We start from the raw sequence: 24,486 nt of genomic DNA on the forward strand, positions 1-24,486 counted from the left end.
GGCATGACCTCGCGACACGAGCAGTGGGCCCGGCTGCGCCGTCAGCTGTGGCAGCCCCCGCGCGCCCATGGCGAGCAGCCGCGCGAGCGGGTGGTCGGCCCGCTCGAACTGTTCTACGACCTGGTCGTGGTCGTGCTGGTCGCCCAGGCCGCCCACCACTTGGCCGGGCACCTGACCTGGCGCGGGCTGGGTGAGTTCGCCGCGGTGTTCGCGCTGGTGTGGATCGCCTGGTTCAACGGCACCCTCCACCACGAACTGCACGGGTACGAGGATGCCCGCGGCCGGAGCATGTTCCTGCTGCAGATCCTGGTGCTCGTGCCGCTGGGTGCGTTCATCCCCGAGGCAGGCGGCGCACGCGGAGTCGCGTTCGCCGTGGACGCGGGGGTGCTGTTCGCGGTGCTGGCGGTGCTGTGGCGGCTTGCCGCTCGCGGTGACAGCCCCGAATTCCGCCGTCCCAGCACGCTGTTCGTGACCGGGACGGCCGTCTGCGCGGTCGTCCTGGCCGCGAGCGCCGCCCTGCCCGCGGGCGCCCGCGTACTGACGTGGGTCCTTTTGGCCGTCGCCTACCTGGCGGGGTTCGCGGTCATGATCGGTACGGCCACCCCGGTACAGGCGGTCGCGCTCAGCGTGACCGACGCGCTCACCGAACGGTTCGGGCTGTTCATCATCATCGTGCTCGGCGAGACCGTGACCGGAGTGGTCGACGGACTGGCCCACGAGCCGGCCAACGCGCTCACCCTCGCCGTCGGGCTCGTCGCCGTCGTCGCCGGCTTCGGTGCCTGGTGGACGTACTTCGACTTCGCCGGACACCGGCGGCCGAGGCCCACACGCGCGAGCACCGTGCAGTGGATGCTGGTTCACCTGCCGCTCACGGCCGCGGTGGCCGCCATGGGCGCCGCGATGCTCGGCCTCGTCGAGCACGCCCACGACAGCCGGACCCCCGCCGCCACGGCCTGGGTGCTCTGCGGGGGAGCGGCCGTCGTGTTCTGCGCGACGATGGTGCTTGCGGCATCCCTGCGCGTCTGGCGCCTGGACCGCGGGCTCTACCGGCCGCTGGCCCGCACCTGCGTCGTGGTGGCCGTAGCGTGTGCAGGAGTCGGTGCCGCACGCCCGGCTCCACTCGTTCTCGGGCTCGTCATCGTCCTCCTCTTCGGTGTGCCCTGGGGACTCGCCGTGGCGTACCGCCTATCCCACGAAGAGGGATCCACCGCTGAGAAAGTGCCGGGGGCTGCGGAAAGTCAGGACGACAACCCGCGCTAGCCCGGCGCACCACCCGGAGGAAACCCAAGCCCCCGCGTGGATTTGCCTGTCCCCGTCCACCACCGCTCCTCGGCAGGGCGCCGAAACGCGCTGGTCCACCTCTCACGAACTGGCCCCTGCCGAGGTGTTGTAGTACTGGCCGCCGCCGTAGCTTGCCGCGTAGGCGGAACCGGCATCACGCGCTGGGATGACGATCTCGGCTACCCCGTTGTGCACCGGCCTCAGCGGGCCGTAGGCCCTGCCGTCAACCGAGAACCGGACTCTGCCCGTTGGACTCGCCGGTTGCGCGGTCGCGGGCGTGACCCGCGCGGTGAGCAGGACGCCGCCCGGCCGGTGCGTCGCGTGGACGGTGGTGGTCGTCGCCCGGAACGCGACCCTGGTCAGGAAGTCGTGCAGCGCGTTTCGCCAATACGACCAGTTGTGCCCGCCGTTGACGTTGTAGGCCACGAACGGCACACCCGCGGCCGTCAGTAGCGACTGCTCGGCCGTGGTGTTGCCCTGCGCCAGGCCGCCGAGGTCCTGGACGGCGACACCGATGTGGAGCCCGAGCAGTTGCTTGAGCTGGGGATTGGTCTGCTCGCCGGCGATCGGAATTCCGCGGGGCGCCGACCAGACGCCGTAGTAGCCGAACGATGTGGTGTTGTGGAACAGGATGTCCTGGACCACCGTCGCACCGCCCGAAAGTCCCACCAGGGCGCGCCCGCCGGCGCTTGCGTCGACGTTGTAGTGCTGCTGCGTGAACGGGATGATGTCGTCGAGAGTCTCAGCGGTCGTGGGGTTGTTGGGCATCACGACGACCATCGGCTGGATAAGGCGTCTGGCGATGAGGTCGTCCATGACGTTGTTCAGGTCCCCCTGGGTGCTCCAGTCCATCTCGTTGCCGCCGCCGCCGTGGATCAGGTAGAAGGTGGGGTACGGCGTCGCGCGGCGGGGGTTGTAACCCGGGGGTGTGTAGACGGAGAGGTAGTTCTCGTCCGCCGGATTCACGTGGCCGGGCGAACTGTAGGTGATGTGGGTCAGCGTGCCGCGCTCGCGGGCGGGAGCCTCGGACTGCCAGGAGTAGTCGGCCGTGTGGAACTTCGGGTCCGACGGCACGTAGACCTGGCTGGTGCGTTCGATCGAGCCGCTCGTGTCCCACGGGGGGTTCGACGGGTCGGCCGTCGGGGTGCAGCCGGTCAGGGCCGGCGCGGCCGCGTCGCAGTCGCGGTAGAAGGCGTAGCTGAACACGCCTGAGGGCAGCGCGGTCGTGAACGACCACACGCCAGTCGCATTGTTCTTGACCATGTCATCGACCGGCCAGTTCGCGGCCGAACCAGCGTTCGGAGAGGCCAGCGGGAAGTCCCCGACCTGCCAGGTATCGCCATGTCGCGGGTTCGGGTTGGTCGGATCCGCGGCGATGTCTTCGGCCGACGAGAACGACCATTCGCCCTTGATCCGCATCCGGGTCGCGGACGGGTCGTGGATCCGGAACGTCACCTTGTACCCCGTCGGCGCGGTGCCGGTGTGCACGACCTGCGGGGAGAAGATCTTCGCCGGATCGTGTGGCGTACCGGCCGTGGCGGCCGGGACGACCGACAGGATCAGGGTTGCCGCGACGGCGGCAGCCAGCGTGGCTCTGATGACGGTGGCAGTGCCCGCGCAGCCACGCAGTCTCATTAGTTTCATCATTGCCTGTTTCCGGTTGGCTCGCTGGGATAGCGGATGCGGTGGTAAAGCGGCACACAACACCGGCCGGCGAACGCTGGGCGGCGTTCAATCCGCACGTGGCAATGAGCCAATGTGGAAAGTGCCCGAAATCGCGGTCGGGAAAATTCAGACGGCCAGTATTGACTGCGTCGGCACTGGAGCAGGCGGATCAGCCGGGATCGCCGGCAAGCAACAACTACCGATGCCGAAGCCTCGCTAGTGGACCGGACGAGCGAGGCTTTGTCGGGAAGACGAAAGCCGCAGATAATGAGGTTTCTGTTCGGGCGACCGGGTCGCCTCCGCTCCCATCCCCGGCCGCATGGGCCATGGCGCCCGAGGCACCGATCGTCAGGACCGGGACGAACACGGCCGCTGTCAACGCGGCCAGCCGTTGCTTGGAAAGACCTCTCACATGAAACTCCTCGGCGGAGGCCGCGTCCGGCCCCCGAGGTCCGCGACGTGGTGTGAGGCGGGCCCCGTGTGGGGCACACCTCCGGCGGAGGCCTCAAGGGCAGCGCGGCGAAGTAGAGCACCGGTCTTGCCGCGCACGGCGTCGAAGCGTGGCGTGCCCACCGGACCCCCGGATGTGGTGTGACAGCCACGGCGCAGCGGCGGGCCGGGGCGGGACATCCGTGAGTCGTTGTCGTGCTGTTGGTTTGGGAGAACGGCAGAACAAGCCGGGTGTTGCGCAACATCCGTAACGCATCCGGTTTGAGCGAGTTGATCACCAGGCTGGTGCGCAAAGCCTAAGGACAGGGTTTCGGATGTGTCAATGACCGAATTTGAAGCGCGTCCGTATCTCGCGGCTGGCGCGGACGACTGCCAGCCGCTGATCCAAAGTCTTCGACGAGCCCGAAGGCCACAGCGACCCCGCCGCGCGCCTCGGCGTGAACTCCGCACCGCCGGTCACGACGGGGTCGTGCAGGGCGGCGGGCTGGCTGTACCGGTCCAGTGCATCCGGGATGCCACGTAGCACGGGTTCGCCGAGGGAGCCGAGCGTCCCGCCTACGACGATCGCGTCCGGATTCAAGGTTGTCACCAGGCTGGACATCGCCCGGCCGATCGTCCGACCGGTATCGACGAGCAGCGCTCGCGTCCCGTGATCGCCCGAGTTGGCCAGGCTCATGCACGCTTCGTATCATGCCGTATCTGTCATGTCCCGAGGTCGAGCCGAGGTTGATCGCACGCCATCAGCAGCAGGTGAGACACTGAAGGCATGAACGTCAGGGGGTATGCCGCCGCGCGCCCGTACGCGACACCGGCCTCGCTTGAGGAGCTGACCGGCCCGGTGAACGGCCGTATCACCCTGCCCGGCCATCTCGACTGGGGTCCCCGCCGTACATACGACCTCGATGACCCATCCGACGTGCGGCTGCTGTACATGCGTGTCGTACGCGAAAGCGCCAGCGCCGAAGACCTGCGTCGGCTCCTCAACGCTGACCTGCTGCGGCAGGTGTGGTCCCGCCTGGTCCTTCCGCCCCGGGTACGCGTGATGTGGGAGAGCCGGTTCCCCGAACTGTCCCACGCCGCCTGATGGACGACTTCCATCGTCGGCTGGCCCGCATCGGCTTGGACGCCGCGGCTGAGCATGGGTTCGCGCTGGCCGGTGGGTATGCGGTCCAGGCGCATGGGATCCTGCAGCGCCCGAGTGAGGATGTCGACCTGTTCACCTCGGCCATGCGTGAGGACTTCGCCGAAGGCGCCGCGAAGATCATTGCCGCCTACCGAGACCATGGCCTCGACGTCCGGATCGACGTCGACAGCCCACAGTTCATGCGCCTATGGGTCACGGACACCGGCACTGGGCGAGAGAGCAAGGTCGAGCTCGCGGCCGATCTGCGGTCAAACCCACCCGTCGCCATGGCCATCGGCCCCGTCGCCCACCTCGACGACGTCGCCGGAGGCAAGGTCGAAGCCCTGTTCTCCAGAGCCGAAGCCCGTGACTTCATCGACGTGGACGCCCTGCTGACCAGCGGAGCCTTCACCCGCGACGAACTCCTGGCCCTCGCCGCGGCACGCGACGCCGGATTCGACCACAGCGTATTCGCCCAGATGCTCACCTCCCTCGATATCTACCCCGACACCGAGCTCACTGCCTACGGCCTCACCACCGCCCAGGTGACCGGACTGCGGCGGCGTATCACCGACTGACACCGAGAACTGACCGGCAGCACAAGCAACGGCGATCCGACCCCGAACACCCCCGCCAACTGACAGAGTGCAACGCATCCGTGCGCAGGCCGATGTCGGCCAGCCGGGGACGGTTGGGTGCTCGGTGGGTGCTCGTACGTCGCGGTACGTGTGGGTGCCAGAAACTCGGCCAGCAGGACGTGGCCGGGGTCATCTGGCCAGGGCCTGGGTGGGGGAAAGGCGGGCGGCGCGGGCGGCCGGGTAGAGGCCGGCGACGGTGCCGATGAGGAGGGTGCCGGCCAGGCCGAGGGGTAGGGCCGTGGCCGGGAGGACGGCCCCCCAGTGTTCGTACTGGGCGTAGCCGACGGTGACGAGGGTGCCGAGGGCGCAGCCGGCGAGACCGCCGAGGAGCGCGAGGGCGAGGGATTCGCCGATGAACTGGCCGGCGATGTGCCGGCGGGTCGCCCCGAGGGCGCGGCGCAGGCCGATCTCACTGCGGCGTTCGAGCACCGAGATGACCATGACGTTGGCGATGCCGATCGCGCCGACCAGGACGGCGACGGCGCCGAGGCCGAGGAAGAGGCTGTTGAAGGTCTTCTTGGCGGCGAGCCGGGCGCTGAGCGCGGCCGAGGGCTGGCTGGCGCTGACCAGGTCGGGGTGGGCGGGACTGGTGGCGGCGGCGAGGGTCTTGGCGGCCTCTCCGACGTGTTCGGGGTCAGCGCGCAGGTAGATGGTGGAGGTCGAGCCGTCGATGCGGAAGGCCCGCTCGGCTTCGGCGAAGCCGATGAGGGCGGAGCGGTCGATGTCGGGGGCCAGTTCGATGGGGGCGAGGATGCCGACGACCGTGAAGGTCTTGCCGCCGAGCCAGACCGCGGTGTCGGGGCGCAGGGTGGTGATGCCGAGGCGCCGGGCGGCCACCGCGCCGAGGACGGTGACGGGGTAGTTGCTGGTGGCGGCGTTGAGGAAGACGCCCTGGGCGACTTGGCCGCGCAGGAGGGAGGGCAGGTTGGGACGGGCCGCCTTGATGCCGATGCCGCCGGTGATGATGGAGCCGATGTGCTTGCTGCGCAGGACGGTGCCGGATACCGGGGCGATGCCGGACACCTGCTGGACGTACGGGGCGTTGGTGAGGGTCTGTTCGGCGGACAGCGGGAGGGTGGACTGGTCGCCGGTGAGGCTCTGGCCGGGCTGGACGGTGAGCAGGTTGGTGCCGAGCCGGTCGAGCTCGTGCTGGAGGCCGGCCGCGCTGGACTGGGAGATACCCAGGACGCAGACGATGGCGGCGATGCCGATCGCGATACCGAGGACGGAGAGGGCGGCCCGGAGTTTACGGGCGCCGATGCCGAGGAGCGAGACGCGGACCAGATCGGCGGCGGCGAGGCGGCTGGATCTCATGTCGGCTCCGGGTGGATGCGGCCGTCGCGGATGTGGATCTCACGGTCCATGGCGGCGGCGACGCTGGGGTCGTGGGTGATGACGATGAGGGTGGTGCCGTCGTCGTGCAGTTCGCGCAGCAGTTTGAGGACGGCGGCGCCGTTGGCGGTGTCGAGGGCGCCGGTGGGCTCGTCGGCCAGCACGAGGGCGGGCCGGCCGACGAGGGCGCGGGCGATGGCGACACGTTGGCGTTCGCCGCCGGACAGCTGGGCCGGGCGGTGCCCGAGCCGGTCGCCGAGGCCCACCCGGTCCAGGACCTCGGCGGCCCGGCGGCGGCGTTCGCGCAGGGGGGTGGCGGTGTAGAGGAGGCCGTCGGCGACGTTGTCCAGCGCGGTGCGGTAGTCGAGCAGGAAGAACTGCTGGAAGACGAAGCCGATGGCGGTGGCGCGCAGCCCGGCGAGCCGCCGGTCGGTCAATGCGGCGGTGTCCTGGCCGCCCACGACGAGCGTGCCGGAGGTCGGGCGGTCGAGGATGCCGATGAGGTTGAGCAGTGTGGACTTGCCGGAGCCGGACGGGCCGAGGATCGCCACCTGCTCGTCGCGTTCGATGGTCAGGTCGATGCCGTGCAGGACCTCGACCGGCCCCGGATAGGTCTTGCGTACGTCGTGGAGCTCGATGACCGGACTCACTGCGGGATCACCACCCGGAGGCCCTCGGTGATGCCCGGGCCGGAGATCTCCACCTGGCCGGTGCCCGCGCCGTTGGTGGCGAACATGCCGGTCTTGACCGCGACTCGCTGTACGGTTCCGCCGCTGGTGACGTCCACGGCGTACCCGCCGGTGGAAAGGGTGACGAGCGCGGTGACCGGTACGGCGAGGACGTTCTTGGCGCGCCGGCGGGTGAAGTCGACGGTGACCGGGGCCTGGTCCAGGCCGCCGGTGGCCTTGGGTTTGGTGAGCCGTACGGTCACCGCAATGGTGGCGTTGTTGCCGGAGTTCGAGCTCGAGTCGCCGTTGTTGTCGCCGCTGCTCTGCGAGCCGGAGGAACCGCTGCTGCTGGTGGCGGCGGTGCTGACCTGGGTGATGACGCCGGGCGTACTGCTGCCGTCGGGCAGTTCGACGGTGACCTTGTCCCCGGCGTGCGCCAGGTCGCTGTCCGCGGGCAGGCCCACGGTGGCGATGCGGGTGGTGCCGGTGATGTCGACGAGCTGGGCGCCCGCCGCGATCCGGTCGCCGGACTTGGCGTGCTGGGCGGCGATCCGGACCGCGCCCGGCAGGAACACCAGGTCGGCCAGGGTGACCTGGCCGGTCCTGGTCTGCCCGTGCGCCTTCTGCCAGCGCTTGACGGCCGCCTGGGTCGCGGCGGAGAAGTAATCGTCGATGGTCATGTCGCGGTACGGGTCGTACCCGAGGGTGCGCAGGTTGCTCTCCAGCTGCCTGACGTCCTTGCCGTCGGAGACGCCCAGGGCGAGGGTGCGCGACAGCGGCACGGTGCCGTAGAAGAGCCGGACCGGGTGCAGGCCGACGCAGTACAGCTTCTGATCACGGGTGACCGTGGTGCCCTCGGCGGGCTCGGCGGTGAGGATGCCGGACGCCGACGACTCGAGGGTTCGGGCCCCGCCGAAGCCGAGCGTGCCCTGCTCCTGGTCGGTCTCGACGAGGTCGGCACGGGTGACCGCGGCGGTCGTGGTGCCCGTGGACGGGGTGGGGGAGGCGGTGGCGGAGGGCCTGGACGTGGCGGTCCACAGGCCTCCGGCGGCGATGACAGCGATGCCGCCCACGACGGTGAGCGAGATCCCGAGGCGCTTCATGGGCTACTGGTTCTTCGGCTTGGGCTGGGGCGTGACGCCGCAGGCTCGCATCGCCTTGTCGACGGCTTCCCTGTCCAGGTTCTTACCGATGTGCATCTTCGACCCCTCGCCCTCGGTCGGCGGGGACGGGTCGGGGAAGTTCGGCACACCGTGCTGCCGGACGCAGGCGGACAGCTTGAGCGCCTTGTCGTAGTCCGCGCTGGAGTCCTTGTTCTCGTGAGTGAAGACGCCGTCCAGGTACTTGCCGCAGATCTTCATGACCTTCTGGACGATCGGGCTCTGCTTCGTGAGGCCGGGCGGCGGGCTGATGTCGATGTCGCCGTCGGCGTTCACCTTGGGGTCGGCGACGTTGGGGATGCCGTTCTTACGGGCGCATTCGACGAACTGGCGGGCCTTGGCCTCCTTGGCGGCCGTGCCGAGCGTCGGAGAGCTGGACACCGCCGGGCTGGAGCCGCCCGAGCCGCAGGCGGTGGCACCGCCGGTCACCAGGAGGGCGGCGGTGGCGAGATACAGGATTCTCATGCCGGTGAGCCTCGGGTGCGGGGCTCGGGACGGGCTCAGCTTCCGGTCAGAGTCCGGTCAGACTCCTGACGGGCGGCAGCTCGATCCGGAACTTCGCGCCCTCCCTGGGCGCACTGGTGACCTGGACCGTGCCGCCGTGGGCTTCCACGATCGAGGCGACGATCGCCAGACCCAGCCCGGAACCGTCGCCGTAGAAGCGGTCGAAGATGCGCGCGGCCCGCTCGGCGTCCATGCCCGGCCCTTCGTCCGCCACCTCGAGGACGCCCGGCGACGCGGTGACCGTGATCGGCGTGCCCGGCGGGGTGTGCCGGCAGGCGTTGGACAGCAGGTTCGCGGCGACCTGCCGGAGCCGGTTCTCCTCGCCGTGGACGTACAGGCCCGCGGCGGCCTCCAGCTCGATGGTCCGGTCCGGAGCCGCGAGCCGGGCGTCGTCCACCGCGTCGGCGGCGATCGTCGCGAGATCGACCCGCGTCGGGCGCAGCGGGCGGCCCTCGTCCAGCTCGGCGAGCAGCAGCAGTTCCTCCACCAGCCCGGTCATCCGGGCCGCCTCGGCCTCGATCCGGCTCATCGCCCGGGCCAGGTCCTCCGGCCTGTCCTGGGCCCCGCTGCGGAACAACTCGGCGTACCCGCGGATGGAGGTGAGCGGCGTGGACAGTTCGTGCGAGGCGTCGCCGAGGAGCCGCCGCATCCGCTGCTCGGACTCCACGAGCCGGTCGACGTACCGCTGGATCTGGCCGAGCATGGCGTTCAGCGCCAACCCGACCCGGCCCACCTCAGTCTTGGGGTTCTTGTCGGGCACCCGCCGGGTGAGGTCGCCGCCGGAGATGGCGTCGGCGGTGGCCGCGATCCGGGCGAGCGGGCGCGCGGTGACCCGCGCCATGACCAGCGCGAGCCCGGCTCCGATCACCACAATGATCACACCGAGGACGAGCTCGATGACGGTGAGCTCTCGTAGGACCCCGTCGACCGAGGCGGTCGGGATCGCCAGGGTCACCAGCACCGGGGTGTCACCCTCGTCCATGGTCACCGTCAGCGTCCGGTAGCCGCCCTGGCCCGTCGAGGCGGAGACCGGCTCATTCGGGGCGTCGGTGGGCCGCCGGGGTGAGAGGTCCGGTCGGTACTCCATCTTCGTCTTGGCAGCGAACATCTGGCGGTCGAGCAGGGTGCCGCTCTGGCTGCGGACCTCGATGACCAGGCCGAGCGGGAAGACCGCCATGTCAGGGCCCCGCGGGACGCGCAGGATGCCGCCATCCGCCTTCTGGGGAAGCGGGACGTCGAAGAGCCGGTCCAGATTGTGCTGGTCGGTGTCGGTGGCGAGGACCTGCCGTACGGTGCCCGCCACCGCCACCAGCTGCTGGTCGAGCTGGTGCTCCAGGTTTCCCGTCATCAGCCTGTTGATGCCCACGCCGAAGGCGGCGAGGCCGAGGACGAGCAGGCCGACGAGTCCGGCGAGGATGCGCAACCGTAGCGACATGCCCCAATGGTCGCCTCGCCGGCTCATAAACCACTCAGAAAAGGTGCGACGGCCCCGTGATCGAGTCACCATGGCCGGGTGGTGACATCTCCGGCGCGGCTGCTCGTGGTGGACGACGAGGAGAATATTCGCGACTTGGTCGCAACCAGTCTGCGCTACCAGGGCTACGAGGTGGCCACGGCGGCCGACGGCCGGTCGGCGCTGGTCCGGGCGGAGACGTTCCGCCCCGACCTCATCGTGCTGGACGTTTCGCTGCCCGACATCGACGGCTTCCGGGTGTGCGACCGGCTGCAGGGCCTCGGGCAGGCACCGCCGATCATCTTCCTGACCGCACGCCGAACACTGGAGGACAAGCTCACGGGCCTGTCCTCCGGCGACGACTACATCACCAAGCCGTTCAGCCTGCAGGAACTGCACGCCCGGGTGCGGGTGGTGCTGCGCCGTACCCGGGAGGCGCCGGACGCACCGCGCCGATTGCGGGTCGGCGACCTGGAGCTGGACATCGACACCTGTACGGTGCGCCGCGCGGGCGACCAGGTCACCCTCACCCCAACCGAGTTCAAGTTGCTGCGCTGCCTGATGGAGCACGCGGGCCAGGTGCTGTCCAAGGAGCAGTTGCTCGACCTGGTCTGGAACTACGACTTCGACGGCAACGCACAGGTCGTCGAGACGTACGTCTACTACCTCCGCAAGAAGCTGGACCGGACCGGCCCACCGTTGATCCACACGGTCCGCGGCTTCGGCTACGCGCTGCGCGCCGGGTCATAAGGGATCATCCGCCGTACCCCGCTTACCCTGGAATAGAAGGAACCGGCCCTCCCGCTCCCGAGAAGGGAGGGGAGGGCCGGCGACGTTCTACTTCTTCCCCGGGTGGGGCGTCGTGGTCGTCGGGGCCTTGGTCAGGCTCCCGTCCCTCGGGTCGGGCTCACCCGTGGGCTGCTGCTGCTGCGACATAGCTTGCTCCTCGCTTTGAGACATTCCTTACGAGCGTGTAGCTCGCAAGACGTATGGTCCGGATTTATCTCTCTGCGGCAAGAAGGATTTCGAAATCCTGCGGGCGGGGGCCGACCCGGCCCGAACTGCGGCCGCCGCATGGCCGCGCACTGCCGTGAGGCAAGGAAGAGGGGCCCGGCTTGGCCGGGCCCCTCGATTACTTACGCCTCAGCGGTGCTACCGCAGCTTGCGCGTGCGGCGAACCACGTGGTGGTGAGTCACCACGTGGTGGTGAGTCACCACGTGGTGGTGAGTCACCACGTGGTGGTGAGTCACCACGTGGTGGTGGCCACCGCCGGAGCCCGGGTTGCAGGCCGTCAGGCCCAGCGCAGCAGCGAGCATCGTGCCGGTGGCGGCGACGGCGACGGCGGCCTTCTTCAGGTTCCTCGTCATCGTTGTTCCCCTCTTCGAGGTAAGCGCTGCGACTTTTGTCGTCAGCAATGTTGACTGTGCGTGCTTGGCGCGCATTCGCAGCGAAATATGATGCACGTCACATCATTGCGTCAGGCGTTGGCGCCAATCGCCCGATTCGCGCGTGCGTAAGACGGTCCCGGGTGTCGATGGGGGTGTAGCTCATCTTTTGCAGGGGTGCGACACGAGGTCGCGGATGACAGTGAACCGCGACGCCTCGACCCGAGCGTAGGGACGAGAAAGCGGCCCCCCCGGAGGGAGGGCCGCTCGGTGCCCTAACGGGCCTGAGTCAGAAGCCTGACTCAGGCCTCGGCTAGGCAACCTGCGGCTCGGGGCTAGTTCACCCCGGGCTTCGCCGGCTTCTGCGTCCGGGCGGGCATCTCGTCGCCGCTACCGTTGCCGCGGCCGCTGCCGCCGTCCTTGTCTGTGCCACCCATGTGAGGCTCCTCGGTTTGTCGGTGCCCATTTCGGCACCCTCGGGAAGTACCGTGCGCGCTCCGGCCTCCCGCGCAACGTTTCCTCGATCGCCTTTCTGCCTGGTATGCCGATGCCCGTCGTCCTCGGACAGTACAAGTCGGCCTCTTCATAAAGGAGCGGCTACGCGCGCTGACCGCGCGGAAAGACGACAGACCGGGAGACGACAATGTCAAAACCCCAGTACATGCCCGAGACGGCCACCGTGCTGGTGGCCTGGCCGCAAACGATCAGCGGTATCGCGGTCGCGTTCACGCTGACCGTCTCCTTCGAGGGGGACGCGGTGCCGACCTTGGAGGAGCTGATCGAGCTCGTGGCCGTCAGGAAGTCGGCCGCAAAAGCCGGGGATCTGCAGTTCACGTCCCTTCAATACGAGGGGCGGGAGCTGCTGTACCCGGGCGAGGTCGAGGTGCGTGACGGCGAGCCCGCCCTGGAGCTGGCCGGGTGGATGACGCTCGACGGCTTCGACCTCGACCTCGTCCTCGGGCTTCGCTTCGCGGAGCCCAACGGGGCGGACCAGGAGGTGCTGACCATGCTCCTGTCCACCGTGAAGGAGGCAACAACGGAACGGTGGGCGTGGGGTCTGTGGTTCGGTTCCTGCCGGTACCACGGCACGCTGCTGACGATGGGCTGAGTCCCACGCTGCCCTTCCCTGACCTGATCGGGGATGGGTGAACATCGGGGTGTCCCGGCGGGCGGTTACGACGACAACGTCGCCGCCCGCCGGGACGCCTTCCCTTCGCGGCCGTGACGATCCGGCGCCGCATGGCCGTGGCAACGCCTCCCGGTGCGGTGGGACACCCCGGGCGTACGGGACGCTGCTGTATCCGGTCCGTCAGGAGTTGTACTTATTCCAGAGCCGTTTCATCGTCTCCTGCGCCTCGGCGGTGGAACCGAAGACACGGGGCACACGGTCCAGCACCGTCTTCAGGTCGTCCGCGGAGCACACCCACACCCCGGTCGCGGTGGCGAAGGCCCTGTTCGTCATCCCCGGCACGCATACGATCGCCAGCACGGGCTTGCGACCGAGCGCGCGGGACAGCCGCCGTGCCTGATGAACGGCCTGCCCCGTTGGATTCTTCGGCAGCACACGTCGGCCCACCCGCATGGTGTCGCCATCGACGGTCACCTCACCGTGCCCGGTCTTCACCTCGACGGCCGCAGCGCCGCAGCCCTCGGTGAACACCACCGCGTCACAGTCGCCTCCCCGGTCTCCGAGCTTGATCCCGTACGCCACCGCGATCGAGCCGGTACGCCGGATCACCGCCCGTACCTCCCGCTCGGAACGCGCGCCGATCGCAGCCTGGCCCGCTTGCCTCAGGGTCCGTCGGGAACGGGCCCAGGCATACCAGGAACCTCCCGCCGCTGCCACTCCCACGACGGCGGCCAGTGCCCGCAGCGGTGCCACACCGGTGTACACGACCCCCACCAGGGAACCGAGCGCGACGACGGCCAGCACCGCCGCGGCGGCTCCGTAGAGAATCCCCGTAGCCCGCCGCCGCCACATCTGCTGGGAGACGTAGCCGCCGGCCCGCCCTACCTCATACATGGGCGTTCGTCCGCTCAGGGAACAGCCAACCGCGCAGATTGGACGCCGCCCGGGTCTGGATCAGAACGTGCCCGGGACCGTGGAACTCGCCGACCCAGAGTTCACCGGTGAGGACGGCCTTGAGCGGTCCGCCCAGTGGTCCGCTCTTCATCTTCATCCCCGCCGACCATGCCACCAGATGTCCGGAGTCGACGATCAGCTGTTCCCCACGCGCGACCTCGAGGTGCTCGATCGCTCCGTACGTGGCGAGGGCGACCTGGCCGGTACCCGCGAGGCCGACGGCGGTCAGCCCCTCATGCATCAGAAGCGGGGTGCTCCCGGACGCGCGGGTCGTGACGTCCACCGTCGTGGCGTAGGCGAGGACCGAGCCGGTTTGCGCCTTCAGAGGCCCCGTCTGACCGACATCGAGCACGGCGACGTCACCCGGGAACGAGGGCACGGCCCGCACCCAGCCTCCGCCGCGGCGGCCGGCGGTGTACTTGGCGACGACCAGGGTCTGCTCGGTGAGCAGCTTACGGGTCAGCCCCCTGGCAAGGCCGCCGCCACCGAGCGTCGCGGTCACCGACACGTTCCCGGACATCGCGGCCATGGAGGATCGTTCGACGAAGACCGATTCGCCGACCGTGAGCCGGCAGACCGCGGCGGCATAGGCCGGTCCGCATGAAACATCGATGTGCACAGAGTTCTCCGGCTCGATCAGGCGCCGCGTGAGCGCTTGCGGCGAGTTCGCTCGGCGTCGGCGCGGCGGGGCGTCGGTCTGCCCTTCGGCTGCTGCGGATGGCGACGGCCCCCCGATTCCTTCGAACCGCGCGCCCGGTCCGGTGACGGCCCGCCGAAGCGGCGTCGCAGCGTGCCGCTCAGCGCCTTGACCCATGTGACGCCCTGCGCGGTGCCGTCGCTCACCAGGTCGCGGGTGCCGCGCATGACGGCCAGCAGGAGCCCGGCGACCATGAAGTTCACCAACGTCGCGAGGCCCGCCGCCTCTCCCCAGGTGGCCGCCTGCCGGGTGCTGCATCGGCTGGTGCCGAGTTCGCCGGGGCAGGCGCTGGGAATCATGACGACGAGCATGCCCACGATCGCGGCGGCGGCGCAGAGGGTGGCGGCGGCGGTGAATCGGCCCACCGTCTTCTTCCAGCGGCGGTGCAGCCGCACGGCCGTACGGACGGCCGAGGCCGCGGCGATACCGGCCGCCGCCGCGGTCAGCAGGTCTGCGGCCCCGAGGTGAAGCCCCCCGCCGTACTCAAAACGGAACAGCCCCAGGGACATCGCGGCCAGGATCAGTCCGAGGAGGACGATGATCGCGGCCTCGACCGCCACCGCACGCGGCCGCACCGTCATGCGAGCTGCTGCTCGTACCACTGCAGTTCCTGGCTCCGCATGGGCATGGCCACGTACGCGACCCTGCTGTCCGGCTTGTTGACCCGCAGGTAGGCCTCGCCGGTGCCCAGGTCACGCAGTTCCTTGGCGGTGACGATGAACTCCTCCTTGACGGAGACGGTGCCCATCTCGACGGTCCTGCCGTTCTCAACCCGCTGGGACACCTGGCCGTTGTCGCGCATGCCGAGGAACTCGGCGCACTTCTCGGCCGCCTCGGGCGACGACTGCGCCATGGCGATCAGCCAGTTGATGTTCTGCGTCAGCCGCGACCAGTCGTCACCGTCGGCGTCGATCCAGTCCGTCGGCCCTTGCGTGCAGAGGATCATGTTGAACAGCGCCGACCGGACCCGCGACAGCATGTTCATCGCGATGTCCCGATCGATGAAGTTCGCCTCGTCGACCACGATCAGCCGTGGGCGTTCCTTGGGCGCGCGGCCCTGGATGCGCTGCGCCGCGTAGACGGACAGGCGCTGCAGCGAGGACGAGGAGAGGATCCTGGCCATGTCCGGCTGGCCGAGAGAGTTCAGCCCGATGTACGTGAGCCCCTCGAGCCGGACGTCGATCATCTTGCGGTCGTCGCCGGGGATGAGGATGCGCCGCCCCGCGGTGGAGTCGTACAGACCGGTCATTTTCGTCCCGAAGCTGGCCGCCGACTTGGCCTCGTCCGGGCTCGGCGACAGGACATTGGTGTAGCGGTTCTTGCAGTAGCCGACCCCCTCCACCGCGTCGATCGCGATGATCCGATCCTTGACGGCGTTCTTCATGGAGGTGCCCATCTCCATGATCTTGCCGAGCTCGAGCATCGTGGCCGGATGGAAGCGGTCCGGCGCCACTTCGGCGGCCTGGTGGCAGATTTGGACGACCTGCTGCAGGACCTTCCGGTTCAGCGCCTTCCAGTAGGCGTCGTCGAACTCGACCAGCGACATGATCGTGTCGAACGCCTCGTCGGCGGTCATGTCGGCGAGCACGTTGAACCAGTACTTCGGGTCCTCGTCGCCCAGCGCGATCTCCTGGAGCGGCACGCGGTGCATCGTGGAGTACGCGCGCAGGAAGTCGCGCAGGCCTCCCGGCTCGGTGTCCTCCTTCATGTCGATGACGGTGACGTCGAAGCCCATGTCGAGCGCCGCGCCGATGATCCACATGAGGGTGATCGTCTTTCCACTACCGGTGGAGCCGACGACGCAGCCGTGCATCCCCATCTCCCGGGTGCTCAGCCGCACCATCCGCCCGTTGGATCCCAGGCCGATCGGGATCTCCTTGGCCTTGAGCGGAAGTCGCCGCGACTTCTCCGTCGCGTACGGACCGCGCACGGCGGGGACGTCCCGGGGGGTCACCCGGCTGGACACCCGCCGCTTCAGTGACTCTCGCCGGCCCTTCCGCGGAGTGAGCGAGTCCTGGACCAGCCTCCTGCGGAACAGGAAGCCCCGGCCGGAGACCCCCGTGGAGCTCTGCGAACCGAGGATGGCGCCGCCCGCGCCGGCGATCGGCGAACCGAGGATCGCGCCGCCCGCGCCGGCGAGCATCGCCCCCAGGCAGAGCAGCACGGTGACCGGCACATGTCCGCTGCTGGTCTTCCCGACGTTGACGAAGCTGAGCAGCCAGTATCCGTAGCTGAGGGCATTGTCCTTGAGGTACCAGGCGAACCCCACCAGGCCGGCGACCGCGACGATGATCCAATCGCGACGGGCCAGCCAGCGGCGTAGCAGGAAGAAGATCACCGAACCGCAGATGGCCGGGACCAGCGCCAGGATGACGACGGCGAGCCCGGCGAGGCCCATGGCGGCGATGAGATAACCGATGCTGTCGTCGGGTTCTCCGGGCCTCATGCCCCGGTTCATGCCGCCCGCCAAGTGCTCACCTCCTTCCGGGCGGATGCCGCCGCCGTCAACCCGTGACACTGCCGGCGCTCTCGAAGACCTTCTGGATCAGGCCGCTCATGTAGCCCACCGCGGAAACGGTGATGTCCAGCCTGAACAGCATGCCGCCGACCACGAGGCCCCAGAAGAAGATTTTGAAGCCCTCGCCCGGACGGCCGCTGGTGACGCTCTTGACCATTTTCATGATGCAGGTCACCACGATGATGATGCCCACAACGCCACAGATGCCGATGACGGCGGTACCGATCGACGATCCGAGAAAGCTGTTGGCGCCTTTTTCTCCGGTGCCGACGGCGAGGACACCGTGCAGCTCACTGATCTTCATAATGCTTCCTCTGGGTTGTAGATTTCCTGGTCAGGAATTCAGGGCGTTGGAATACGGCTCAAGCTCCGCCGCAGACCCCGCCGGCCCCCAGGCGAGAATCGGAGGCTGAGCTCCGGCCGGTGCTCCCACCAGGAGGTCGAAGTCCGCGAAGGTGACGAACTGCTGGGTGGTGCCGTTCGTACCGGAGACCGTCCCGCCGGATGGCGTTCTGGCAAGGACGACCCTCGCACGGACCACCAACTGCCCCTTCGCGGCCTTGATCGCCGACAGGATCTGCACGGCCTCGCCCGAAGCAGGCAGGGTGAATCCGCTCAGACCGACGTAGTGATGATGGCTGTTCTGGTCGCCGGTGAGCGCGAGGAGACCGGTGGCGTCCCCGGTGACGTACGCCTTGGCCCACTCGGCGACCTGGTTCTTCGCCGCGTCGCTCACCTCGGTCGTCAGGCTGGTGTAGTTGGTGTAGTCACCCGCTCCGGTCGGTGAGCCGACCCCGCCCGTCCACACGGAGAACGCGGGCGCCGCCGATAGCCGCGGGCCCTGCGCGGTGATGAGCAGGGGGACGTCCAGCTTCAGCACATTCGAGGCGGGCGCCTGCACAACGTCAGCGGTCGTCGTGGGCGACGGCGACGGACTGGCGTTCGGTGACGTCGTGGAGGCGCCGGTCGGCGCCGCGCCCGGAACCCCGGAAGGTGCCGCCGAGGCGCCCGGAGTCGAGCCGGCGGCCGGTGCGGTCCCGCGCTGCGGCGACGCCGGCTTGGAACCGGGCCGGCGGGCCGGCGGGGTCACCTTGGCGCGCGGGGCGGTTGTTCCCGTCGGCGCCGGCGTCGTCGAGGATGGAGAATTCGGGAGGACGACCAGGAAGTGGTGCACCTCGAAATCGGTGAAACCGGCCTGGGCCGAACCGAAGTGCTCCGGGGTGAACCCCACCCAGCTCAGCGACTGGTACTGCAGGGGAGCGCTCGGCTGCCCGGTGAGAAGGTCGGGACCCGCCTTCGCGAGGTCGTCCGGCTTGAGGGTGTCCGCGCGCGGCACGGCCTGATAGGCGCCCGACAGGAAGTTCACCGCGGCCGTGTACGCCAGGTCGCGTCCCTTGGGATCGACCGTTGACAGGTCCGGCTTGGTGCGGCCCTTGGCCAGCGCGAAGAACACCGCGACGACGCTGAGGCTCGCCGCCAGGAAGAGTGCGCCCAGGACCCTCCTGGCCCGCTTGCGCGCCGTCGGCTCGTTCGAGCGCCGTGCGGGGACCATCACGAAACGAGTGGGTGACTCCGCTGGCATCTGCTCCTCCTGCTACTCACACCTGGCACAGAGAACAGTTCGGCCGTGACGTGGATGCGCAAACGTCAGATGCCTGCGCATTGTCAATTCCGTGATTTCCGTCCCTTACGTCTCTCCTGGCTGGACAGCTGGGTGGACGCGGTGAGACGCCGGTTCTGGCGGCCGGGTGCGGCGGGGAGCCCGGTCGTACGGGGGATCTCCTGCTGCGGGAAACCGCGTTCGTCCCAGCTCACGCCGTCGACCGGGACGCCGCCCGGCAGCATCCGGACGGTGCCCGCGGCGGTCCGGCGGAGGGGGGCGATGCCCACATAGAGGCGCACCGGCCTGCCGTCGACGGCGAGCTTGCGCTGGCGGGCGCTGTTCGCCTGCAGACCCAGCCACTTCGCGAGCGACTCCCCCCGCAGCGGCGAGAAACTGACGGCCCCCCACCCCAGCGCACCCCCCAGTGTGGGCCCGTAGATCAGCGCGTTGATGCCCACCCCGACGGTGAACAACGCGATGAGGAAGCCCATCACGGCACCGATGCCCACGGAGAGGAGCGTCGTGAGCTTGATGGTGCGGGGCAGCGTGATCTCTTTGTTGAGGCTGCCGATGACGGCCGGCGGTGGCTTGAGCATGTTGGTGGCCGCGAGCATCACCGGCCCACGCATGTCGTCCTCGGCTTCGTCGCTCATATCTCTGACCGTCCGTGCTCGCGGCCGGACCGCCATCACCGCGACCGCCGTCAGGATGACTCGCCGGTTGCCCATCGGCCGCCGAAGACGACAGTCAACGACATGCCGAAGATGACCGACTACGTCCGCGAGGGGTTCAACCGGCGCCGTCGCCCGTGGCACAGCGCCGAGCTGCCCGAATGGTGGAACGTCGCGGTGTGGGTCGCGCTCGCCGGAATCGGCGTGATGCTTCTGGTCAGTGCGCTCCTGGAGCCTGGCGAGTCGGCCGGCGACACGACCGGTACGGCCAGGCCGCCGGCCTATTCGGTGCAGAAGATCAACCCGTACGCCACGCCCTCCGCCTCGGAGGGGTCCGCGGCCGGCACGCCCACCCCGGATGCCAGCAGCCCTCCCGGGGACGGGCCGGGCGGTGACTTCTCCGCCACGGCGGCGGTCCAGGTGCCGAAGGCCGGTGGCGGGACGGCCGTGGTACCGGCTGGCGCCCGGAACGTCGCCCTGGCCGCCGCGAAGGCCGCGGCCACCGGCGACTGGACCGGCATCCCGTTCATCGGCCGGGCCAGGCCGCCCAAGGCCCCCAGGACGCCGCAGGGGTCCGTCATCGGGCAGCCGACCGTCACCGATCCATCGATCACCGGGAACACCCAGTACCTCTTCAGCGCGACGATCACCCATGGGGGAGCGGCCAAGGGCTACCAGTACCGGGTCGCGGTGGAACGCGACCAGTCCGGTTACGCCGTCCGCGCGCAGTAACGAACACGCCGGCCCACCATCCGGAGTACGACGTTGCCCTGTGATCGCGTCGACGGACGGTCATCTTCAGTCAGTCCCCCCGCTCGCGATCCGATCGCAGAGACTCAGCGAGGCGCCGCGTGAACGAGGCCGGTAACAGCCCCCAGCAGCCGCCCGTCCCGGCCGGGCCGCCCCAGGGCCCGCCGCCGGAGACCGGTGAACCGGGCGCGTCGCCCGGCCATGACCCGCGCGCGGCCGCGGCCCCACCGCCGCGTGCCCGCGATCTCATCAACGATCACACTCCCGGCGGAGGCGGGGGCACCGGACCGTCGGATGCGGAACCGGATTTCGGCGGAGGCCGGGGCGGCGAACCGGCGGGCGGCGCGAACCCGATGCGGAATTCGGGAGGACCGAACGCCGCCAAGTCGCCGGGCGGCTCCGCCGCCGAGGACGGCGGCGCGGGGCCCGCGAAGAAGGCCGGCGGACTGGCGGGGGCGAAGAACCTGCCGTCCAAGCCCCAGGGCGACAACCTCAAGGAGAAGGGCGCCCACGCTGCGGGGCAGGCGGCCGACCAGGCCGCCCGCAAGTACGCCAACTCGATGGGCGTCCCGAACAAGGCGTACGACCTCGGCAAGAAAGCGCTCGCTTCCAAGGCCGGCCAGGCGATGCTGAACAAGACGCCGGCCGGGAAGCTGCTCAGCAAGACCCGTCTCGGGAAGTCGTTCAAGGACGGCTTCATGGGGGACGCGGACAAGAAAAAGAAGGGCCGCAAGGGCGAAGAGAAGGCGGACGCGTCCGGGTCCGGTTCCGGGAGCGGCAAGGGCAAGGTTCTCATCGCCGGCAGTGCCGGGGTGCTCCCCCTCGTCCTGCTCATGCTGCTTCCCATGGCCCTGGGTGCGGCCATGGACGACAACGCGCCGAGCCAGCCGGACGACAGGTCGAACTCGGTGGTCGCCAAGTACTTCCCCGACAGGTGGCAGCAGGTCCTCCAGCAGTCCGCCGACCGCGCGTCCTCTGGGGGTGAATCCGACTACGCCACCGTGCCCTGGACGGTGCTGGCCGGCATCGTCGCGACCCAGACGGACTTCGCGCGCTACAGCCCGTACGACAGCGTCGACCGCGATCCCGGTCGTACGGCCCCGGAGATCACTCCGGGCGGCGGGTCCGGGGGGCCGGACGACACCACGATCGGCGACCCGTCCGGGGCGGGGCCGGGGCCGATCTCCGGGGTCGGCGGATCCGGCGAGTCGGCCTCCGCCGCGCCCGGCCACCCCGGTCCGCCCCCGGGCGACCTCAGCCACCAGCTCGGCTGGTTCCTCTGGGCGATGCGCATGCACGAGTCGAGTGGAAACTACAAGGCGGGGAGCAGGGGCGCCGCCTGCGGCGCCTACCAGTACATGCCCGGCACGTGGAACAACTACCAGGGCTACCCCACCGCCTGTGACGCCCCGCCGAGCGTCCAGGACAAGCGGGCGATCCACGACTTCCTCGTGCTCTGGAAGAAGTTCCACATGTGGCAGTCGGTGGCGATCAAACACTTCACCGGCTCCGATGAATGGGCGAGGTCACCAGAGAAGTGGGACTCGTGCCCGGCGGCCTGCAACGTGAACCCCACGGGGTGGGGCTACGTCGACGACGTGATGCAGAAGATGGCGGAGGCCGCCAAGAAGGCCCCCGCCGCCGGGGCGCAGCCGGCGGCGTTCCCCATGGGGCCGAATGTGACGGTCCGGCCGGCCGACATGGGGCCCCACGCCGTCACGGTCTCCGCCGGCCGCTCGACCGTGGCCGCGGCGTCCGTGGCGGACCTGAAGGCCGTCACGGCCGCCGCCGACCTGTACGGCGCGACCGGCGCCGCCGATCGAACGGACGCCGGCGAGGGAGTGCTGGCCGACGGCTGCGCGGTCGGCAACCCGAGCCCGTCCATCGGCGGTAAGGGCACCCAGGGGTCCGGGCCGTACCTGCTCACCCCGAGCGCGGCCGGCGACATGCGGACCATGGGCCTCGACCCGCAGAACCCGTGCGACTCCTCGTTCTACGTCGCCCGCAAACTCAGCGACGCGGCGAAGCAGGTGCACAGCGACCCCTCCAGTCCTCGATGGGTGGCCGACGGGTCGCCCAACGACCAGGAGAACGCCCGGAAGTACTGGAGCAAGGCCATCGAGGTCTCCGGCATCTTCATGGACCGCACCGCGAAACCGGACGCACCGTGCGCCCTGCCGCCGCCGGACGATCCAAAGAAGCCCTGGTCGATCAGTTTCAAGATCATCTCGATCTGGCACTGCCAGGTCACCCGCATGCCGGAGCTCTACCTGGTCACCGGCGCCCAGAACGTGAACGACAAGTTCACCTACACCGTCGAGCAGAGCCGGTCCGCCGCGGAACAGACCCTGATCAACGAGGCGATGGCGGTCAGCTATGCCGGCAGCGGCTGGAAGACCGACAAGTGCGACGACAAGTCGAAGGACCGCCAGGGCATCTTCCCCATGACTCCGGAGGAGGCCGCCAAGGCCGGGGTCACCGACCGGTGCGACGCCGAGAAGAACATCGAGGGCGCCGCGAAACTCGTGCTCGCCGGCGAGAAGGTCCCGCCTGAGAAACGGGACAAAAAGAAGGGCGACTTCCAGCCGATGGTCGGTGGCTGGCAGTCGCTGAGCATCGCGATGGGCAAGGACCTCGACATCTTCTCGGCCGTCGGGCCGGGCACGTCGTTCGTCGCGTCAGACGCCTGCACGAAGGTGATGACGGCCTACCTGAACAAGATCGCGCCGCTCGCGACGGAGTTCACGGCGCTGCTGGACCCACCCGACCAGAAGGACCTGGGCACCTGGCAGCAGAAACTGTCCGCCCTGGAGAGCAAAAACAAGATCGGCGACCCGGGGAGCGACCCCGCGTGTGTCGTCGGCTCATGGGCGCCGGGATTCAACGGCGAGCTCGCCCAGCTCGCCGCCGGCCTGGCGGGCGCTGACGCGTCGATCACGAACAACCTGACCGGCCTGGGCAACTACTACCAGGCCGCAGACGGCTCGGTGAAGCCGACGGACCCGGTGGTGGGTCAGGATCCGCTGGTCATCCCCCGGCTGGCGCCGCGCCCCTTCAACCAGATCGACGCGCCGGTCGCGGCGGACGCGACCGACGCGTGGTCGCGCATCGGCACGTCGGACGGGGTGACACTGCCCCTCTCCCAGGTCGCCATCGACTACGCGTGGTTCTTCGGCGGCGTCGTCTCCCCGTTCGACAGCGCCGGCAAGCTGATCGGCTCGCTGGCGAACGGGTCCGCCGGGGGTGCCGGCGACGGCCCGACCCAGCAGACGGTGGGCCCGGACGGGTGCCCGGAGAACGCCCCGTCGAACACCCTCCTCGGCGGCTCGGACAAGATCGGGATCCACAAGTTGTGCGTCGACTCGGTCGCCCAGGCCCGTACCCCGCAGGCCGCGATGGCCGTCAAGTGGGCGCTGACGAGCCTGGGCTGGCCGTACACGCAGAACATTCCGGCCCGGACCACCGGCAAGTCGGCGGACTGCTCGAGCTTCGTCTCGCGGGCCTACCGCGACAGTGGCGCGATCCCGAACCTCTTCCACGGCAACGCCCCGATCACCACGACCTTCCGCGAGGTGCCCTGGGGCCACCAGATCCCGTTCAGCGAGGCGAAGCCCGGCGATCTGGTCGAGCCGGAATCCGGTCACGTGGTCATGCATCTCGCCGACGGATACAACGTGCAGGAGAGCACCTGGGGTGAGGTCTCCCACGTGAAACGGGAGTACAGTTCGGCCTTCTGGACCGGCTGGATCGATGCCAGCAAGGTGTGAAATAATCTCCACCACCACACAAATAAGAGCCGTCCGGCACCGTGTGGCGTCAATTGAGATGACGCGCGAGGCCGGACAGCAGTTCGAGCCCTCGCGCATCCTTAACTAAGGAAGTGTTGAAATGCGCAAGGGCATGATTCAGATCATCGTCGGTGGCATTCTCGTTGCCGTCGTCGTGACAGTGGTGGTTCTCCTGGGTTTCGGTGGCTCCGGCCACGGCCACCAGGACACGCCGCACACCCAGCCGACACCCACGTACATCACGCACACCTTCTACGGGGTCGACCGCAATGACCCCGTCCAGCAGGAAGTGCTCACGTGGACGTCCAAGGGCGACAAGGGCCCCATCGACGGCACACTGATGCTCAAGGAGCGGGCGAACGGCTCTGCCGACTGGAAGCCGGTGTGGGACCAGCCCCGGTCCTTCCAGGGCACCCAGAACGGCGACCAGATCGAGATCCCCGCCTCCTACTTCGAGATCCCGGGCCTCGACATGGTCAAGGGCACGATCGACTCCCACGGCCGCCTCCACCTGAATGTGGATCTGGCGGTCCAGACAGAGGTCCTGACCTCCACCTCGCGATGACCGGGGTGAGCGACAGGCGGCCGGCGCGGACCGGCCACCGAGTGAGCGGCTCCGACAAGGAACCGTTGAAAACCGACCGGCCTCCACCCGCTACGGGGGGAGGCCGGTTTCGCGTCCGCACCTGCGGATCACCACAGAGCCGCGTGTCAGA

The 24,486-nt window shown here is 69.3% G+C and carries 23 protein-coding genes; 8 read left to right on the top strand and 15 right to left on the bottom strand.

Features of this window, described 5'->3' with window-relative positions:
• Positions 1–3 precede the first annotated feature (3 nt).
• Complete coding sequence (locus tag NE236_RS29640) at positions 4–1,260, top strand: low temperature requirement protein A (protein WP_252845474.1); 1,257 nt, start codon at positions 4–6, stop codon at positions 1,258–1,260.
• Positions 1,261–1,362: 102 nt separating this feature from the next.
• On the opposite strand, the gene NE236_RS29645 is transcribed toward NE236_RS29640, so the two are convergent.
• Both NE236_RS29645 and NE236_RS29650 read right to left on the bottom strand, forming a co-directional pair.
• A complete protein-coding gene (locus tag NE236_RS29645; RefSeq protein WP_252845475.1) occupies positions 1,363–2,916 on the bottom strand; it encodes a hypothetical protein in 1,554 nt (517 codons plus the stop codon).
• A 799-nt stretch (positions 2,917–3,715) separates the two neighbouring features.
• Positions 3,716–4,072 (bottom strand): ROK family protein, encoded by a 357-nt coding sequence (locus tag NE236_RS29650; protein ID WP_252845476.1) that lies wholly within the window; start codon positions 4,070–4,072, stop codon positions 3,716–3,718.
• Positions 4,073–4,162: 90 nt separating this feature from the next.
• On the opposite strand from NE236_RS29650, the gene NE236_RS29655 reads away from it, so the two are divergent.
• Positions 4,163–4,480 (top strand): hypothetical protein, encoded by a 318-nt coding sequence (locus NE236_RS29655; RefSeq protein ID WP_252845477.1) that lies wholly within the window; start codon positions 4,163–4,165, stop codon positions 4,478–4,480.
• Positions 4,480–5,097, top strand: coding sequence for a nucleotidyl transferase AbiEii/AbiGii toxin family protein (locus tag NE236_RS29660; RefSeq protein ID WP_252845478.1), 618 nt, complete (start codon positions 4,480–4,482; stop codon positions 5,095–5,097). Before NE236_RS29655 ends, NE236_RS29660 begins: the two co-directional genes overlap by 1 nt.
• A gap of 189 nt (positions 5,098–5,286) precedes the next feature.
• Here NE236_RS29660 and NE236_RS29665 read toward each other — a convergent pair whose 3' ends face one another.
• The 5 genes from NE236_RS29665 to NE236_RS29685 are packed head-to-tail and all read right to left on the bottom strand — an operon-like array spanning position 5,287 to position 10,256.
• Entirely contained in the window at positions 5,287–6,471 is a 1,185-nt protein-coding gene (locus tag NE236_RS29665; protein WP_252845479.1) for an ABC transporter permease, read from the bottom strand.
• Positions 6,468–7,139: an ABC transporter ATP-binding protein gene (locus NE236_RS29670; RefSeq protein WP_252845480.1), complete on the bottom strand. Its 672-nt coding sequence runs from the start codon at positions 7,137–7,139 to the stop codon at positions 6,468–6,470. The genes NE236_RS29665 and NE236_RS29670 overlap by 4 nt, the downstream gene beginning before the upstream one ends.
• Complete coding sequence (locus tag NE236_RS29675) at positions 7,136–8,260, bottom strand: peptidoglycan-binding protein (RefSeq protein WP_252845481.1); 1,125 nt, start codon at positions 8,258–8,260, stop codon at positions 7,136–7,138. The genes NE236_RS29670 and NE236_RS29675 overlap by 4 nt, the downstream gene beginning before the upstream one ends.
• A gap of 3 nt (positions 8,261–8,263) precedes the next feature.
• Positions 8,264–8,782 (bottom strand): hypothetical protein, encoded by a 519-nt coding sequence (locus NE236_RS29680; RefSeq protein WP_252845482.1) that lies wholly within the window; start codon positions 8,780–8,782, stop codon positions 8,264–8,266.
• A gap of 46 nt (positions 8,783–8,828) precedes the next feature.
• Positions 8,829–10,256, bottom strand: a complete 1,428-nt coding sequence (locus tag NE236_RS29685; protein ID WP_252845483.1) for a sensor histidine kinase — start codon at positions 10,254–10,256, stop codon at positions 8,829–8,831.
• 78 nt (positions 10,257–10,334) lie between these two features.
• Between NE236_RS29685 and NE236_RS29690 the strand changes: the two genes are divergently transcribed.
• Positions 10,335–11,024: a response regulator transcription factor gene (locus tag NE236_RS29690; RefSeq protein ID WP_308209172.1), complete on the top strand. Its 690-nt coding sequence runs from the start codon at positions 10,335–10,337 to the stop codon at positions 11,022–11,024.
• 402 nt (positions 11,025–11,426) lie between these two features.
• Here NE236_RS29690 and NE236_RS29695 read toward each other — a convergent pair whose 3' ends face one another.
• A complete protein-coding gene (locus NE236_RS29695; protein ID WP_252845484.1) occupies positions 11,427–11,642 on the bottom strand; it encodes a hypothetical protein in 216 nt (71 codons plus the stop codon).
• Positions 11,643–12,303: 661 nt separating this feature from the next.
• Between NE236_RS29695 and NE236_RS29700 the strand changes: the two genes are divergently transcribed.
• Positions 12,304–12,768 (top strand): hypothetical protein, encoded by a 465-nt coding sequence (locus tag NE236_RS29700; protein ID WP_252845485.1) that lies wholly within the window; start codon positions 12,304–12,306, stop codon positions 12,766–12,768.
• Between the two features lie 201 nt (positions 12,769–12,969).
• On the opposite strand, the gene NE236_RS29705 is transcribed toward NE236_RS29700, so the two are convergent.
• From NE236_RS29705 to NE236_RS29735, 7 genes are all read right to left on the bottom strand, one after another.
• A complete protein-coding gene (locus tag NE236_RS29705; RefSeq protein WP_252845486.1) occupies positions 12,970–13,683 on the bottom strand; it encodes an NERD domain-containing protein in 714 nt (237 codons plus the stop codon).
• The gene (locus tag NE236_RS29710) at positions 13,676–14,362 is read right to left on the bottom strand and encodes a TIGR00266 family protein (RefSeq protein WP_252845487.1); all 687 of its coding nucleotides are present in this window, start codon (positions 14,360–14,362) and stop codon (positions 13,676–13,678) included. Before NE236_RS29710 ends, NE236_RS29705 begins: the two co-directional genes overlap by 8 nt.
• Before the next feature lie 17 nt (positions 14,363–14,379).
• Positions 14,380–15,021 carry a hypothetical protein gene (locus NE236_RS29715; RefSeq protein ID WP_252845488.1) on the bottom strand — a complete coding sequence of 214 codons (642 nt, stop codon included), beginning with the start codon at positions 15,019–15,021 and terminating at the stop codon, positions 14,380–14,382.
• A complete protein-coding gene (locus NE236_RS29720) occupies positions 15,018–16,886 on the bottom strand; it encodes a TraM recognition domain-containing protein (protein WP_252845489.1) in 1,869 nt (622 codons plus the stop codon). Before NE236_RS29720 ends, NE236_RS29715 begins: the two co-directional genes overlap by 4 nt.
• A 58-nt stretch (positions 16,887–16,944) precedes the next feature.
• On the bottom strand, positions 16,945–17,262 hold the full coding sequence (locus tag NE236_RS29725) for a hypothetical protein (protein ID WP_252845490.1): 318 nt from the start codon (positions 17,260–17,262) through the stop codon (positions 16,945–16,947).
• Positions 17,263–17,292: 30 nt separating this feature from the next.
• On the bottom strand, positions 17,293–18,540 hold the full coding sequence (locus tag NE236_RS29730; RefSeq protein ID WP_252845491.1) for a hypothetical protein: 1,248 nt from the start codon (positions 18,538–18,540) through the stop codon (positions 17,293–17,295).
• An 83-nt stretch (positions 18,541–18,623) separates the two neighbouring features.
• The gene (locus tag NE236_RS29735; RefSeq protein WP_252845492.1) at positions 18,624–19,214 is read right to left on the bottom strand and encodes a hypothetical protein; all 591 of its coding nucleotides are present in this window, start codon (positions 19,212–19,214) and stop codon (positions 18,624–18,626) included.
• Between the two features lie 102 nt (positions 19,215–19,316).
• On the opposite strand from NE236_RS29735, the gene NE236_RS29740 reads away from it, so the two are divergent.
• From NE236_RS29740 to NE236_RS29750, 3 genes are all read left to right on the top strand, one after another.
• Positions 19,317–19,964, top strand: coding sequence for a hypothetical protein (locus NE236_RS29740; protein WP_252845493.1), 648 nt, complete (start codon positions 19,317–19,319; stop codon positions 19,962–19,964).
• Positions 19,965–20,083: 119 nt separating this feature from the next.
• Positions 20,084–23,749 carry a C40 family peptidase gene (locus NE236_RS29745; protein WP_252845494.1) on the top strand — a complete coding sequence of 1,222 codons (3,666 nt, stop codon included), beginning with the start codon at positions 20,084–20,086 and terminating at the stop codon, positions 23,747–23,749.
• A 121-nt stretch (positions 23,750–23,870) separates the two neighbouring features.
• Positions 23,871–24,335, top strand: a complete 465-nt coding sequence (locus NE236_RS29750) for a hypothetical protein (RefSeq protein ID WP_252845495.1) — start codon at positions 23,871–23,873, stop codon at positions 24,333–24,335.
• The last annotated feature ends 151 nt before the right edge of the window (positions 24,336–24,486 follow it).

It is taken from the genome of Actinoallomurus purpureus, assembly GCF_024055795.1.
In the GTDB taxonomy this organism is placed as follows: domain Bacteria; phylum Actinomycetota; class Actinomycetes; order Streptosporangiales; family Streptosporangiaceae; genus Actinoallomurus; species Actinoallomurus purpureus.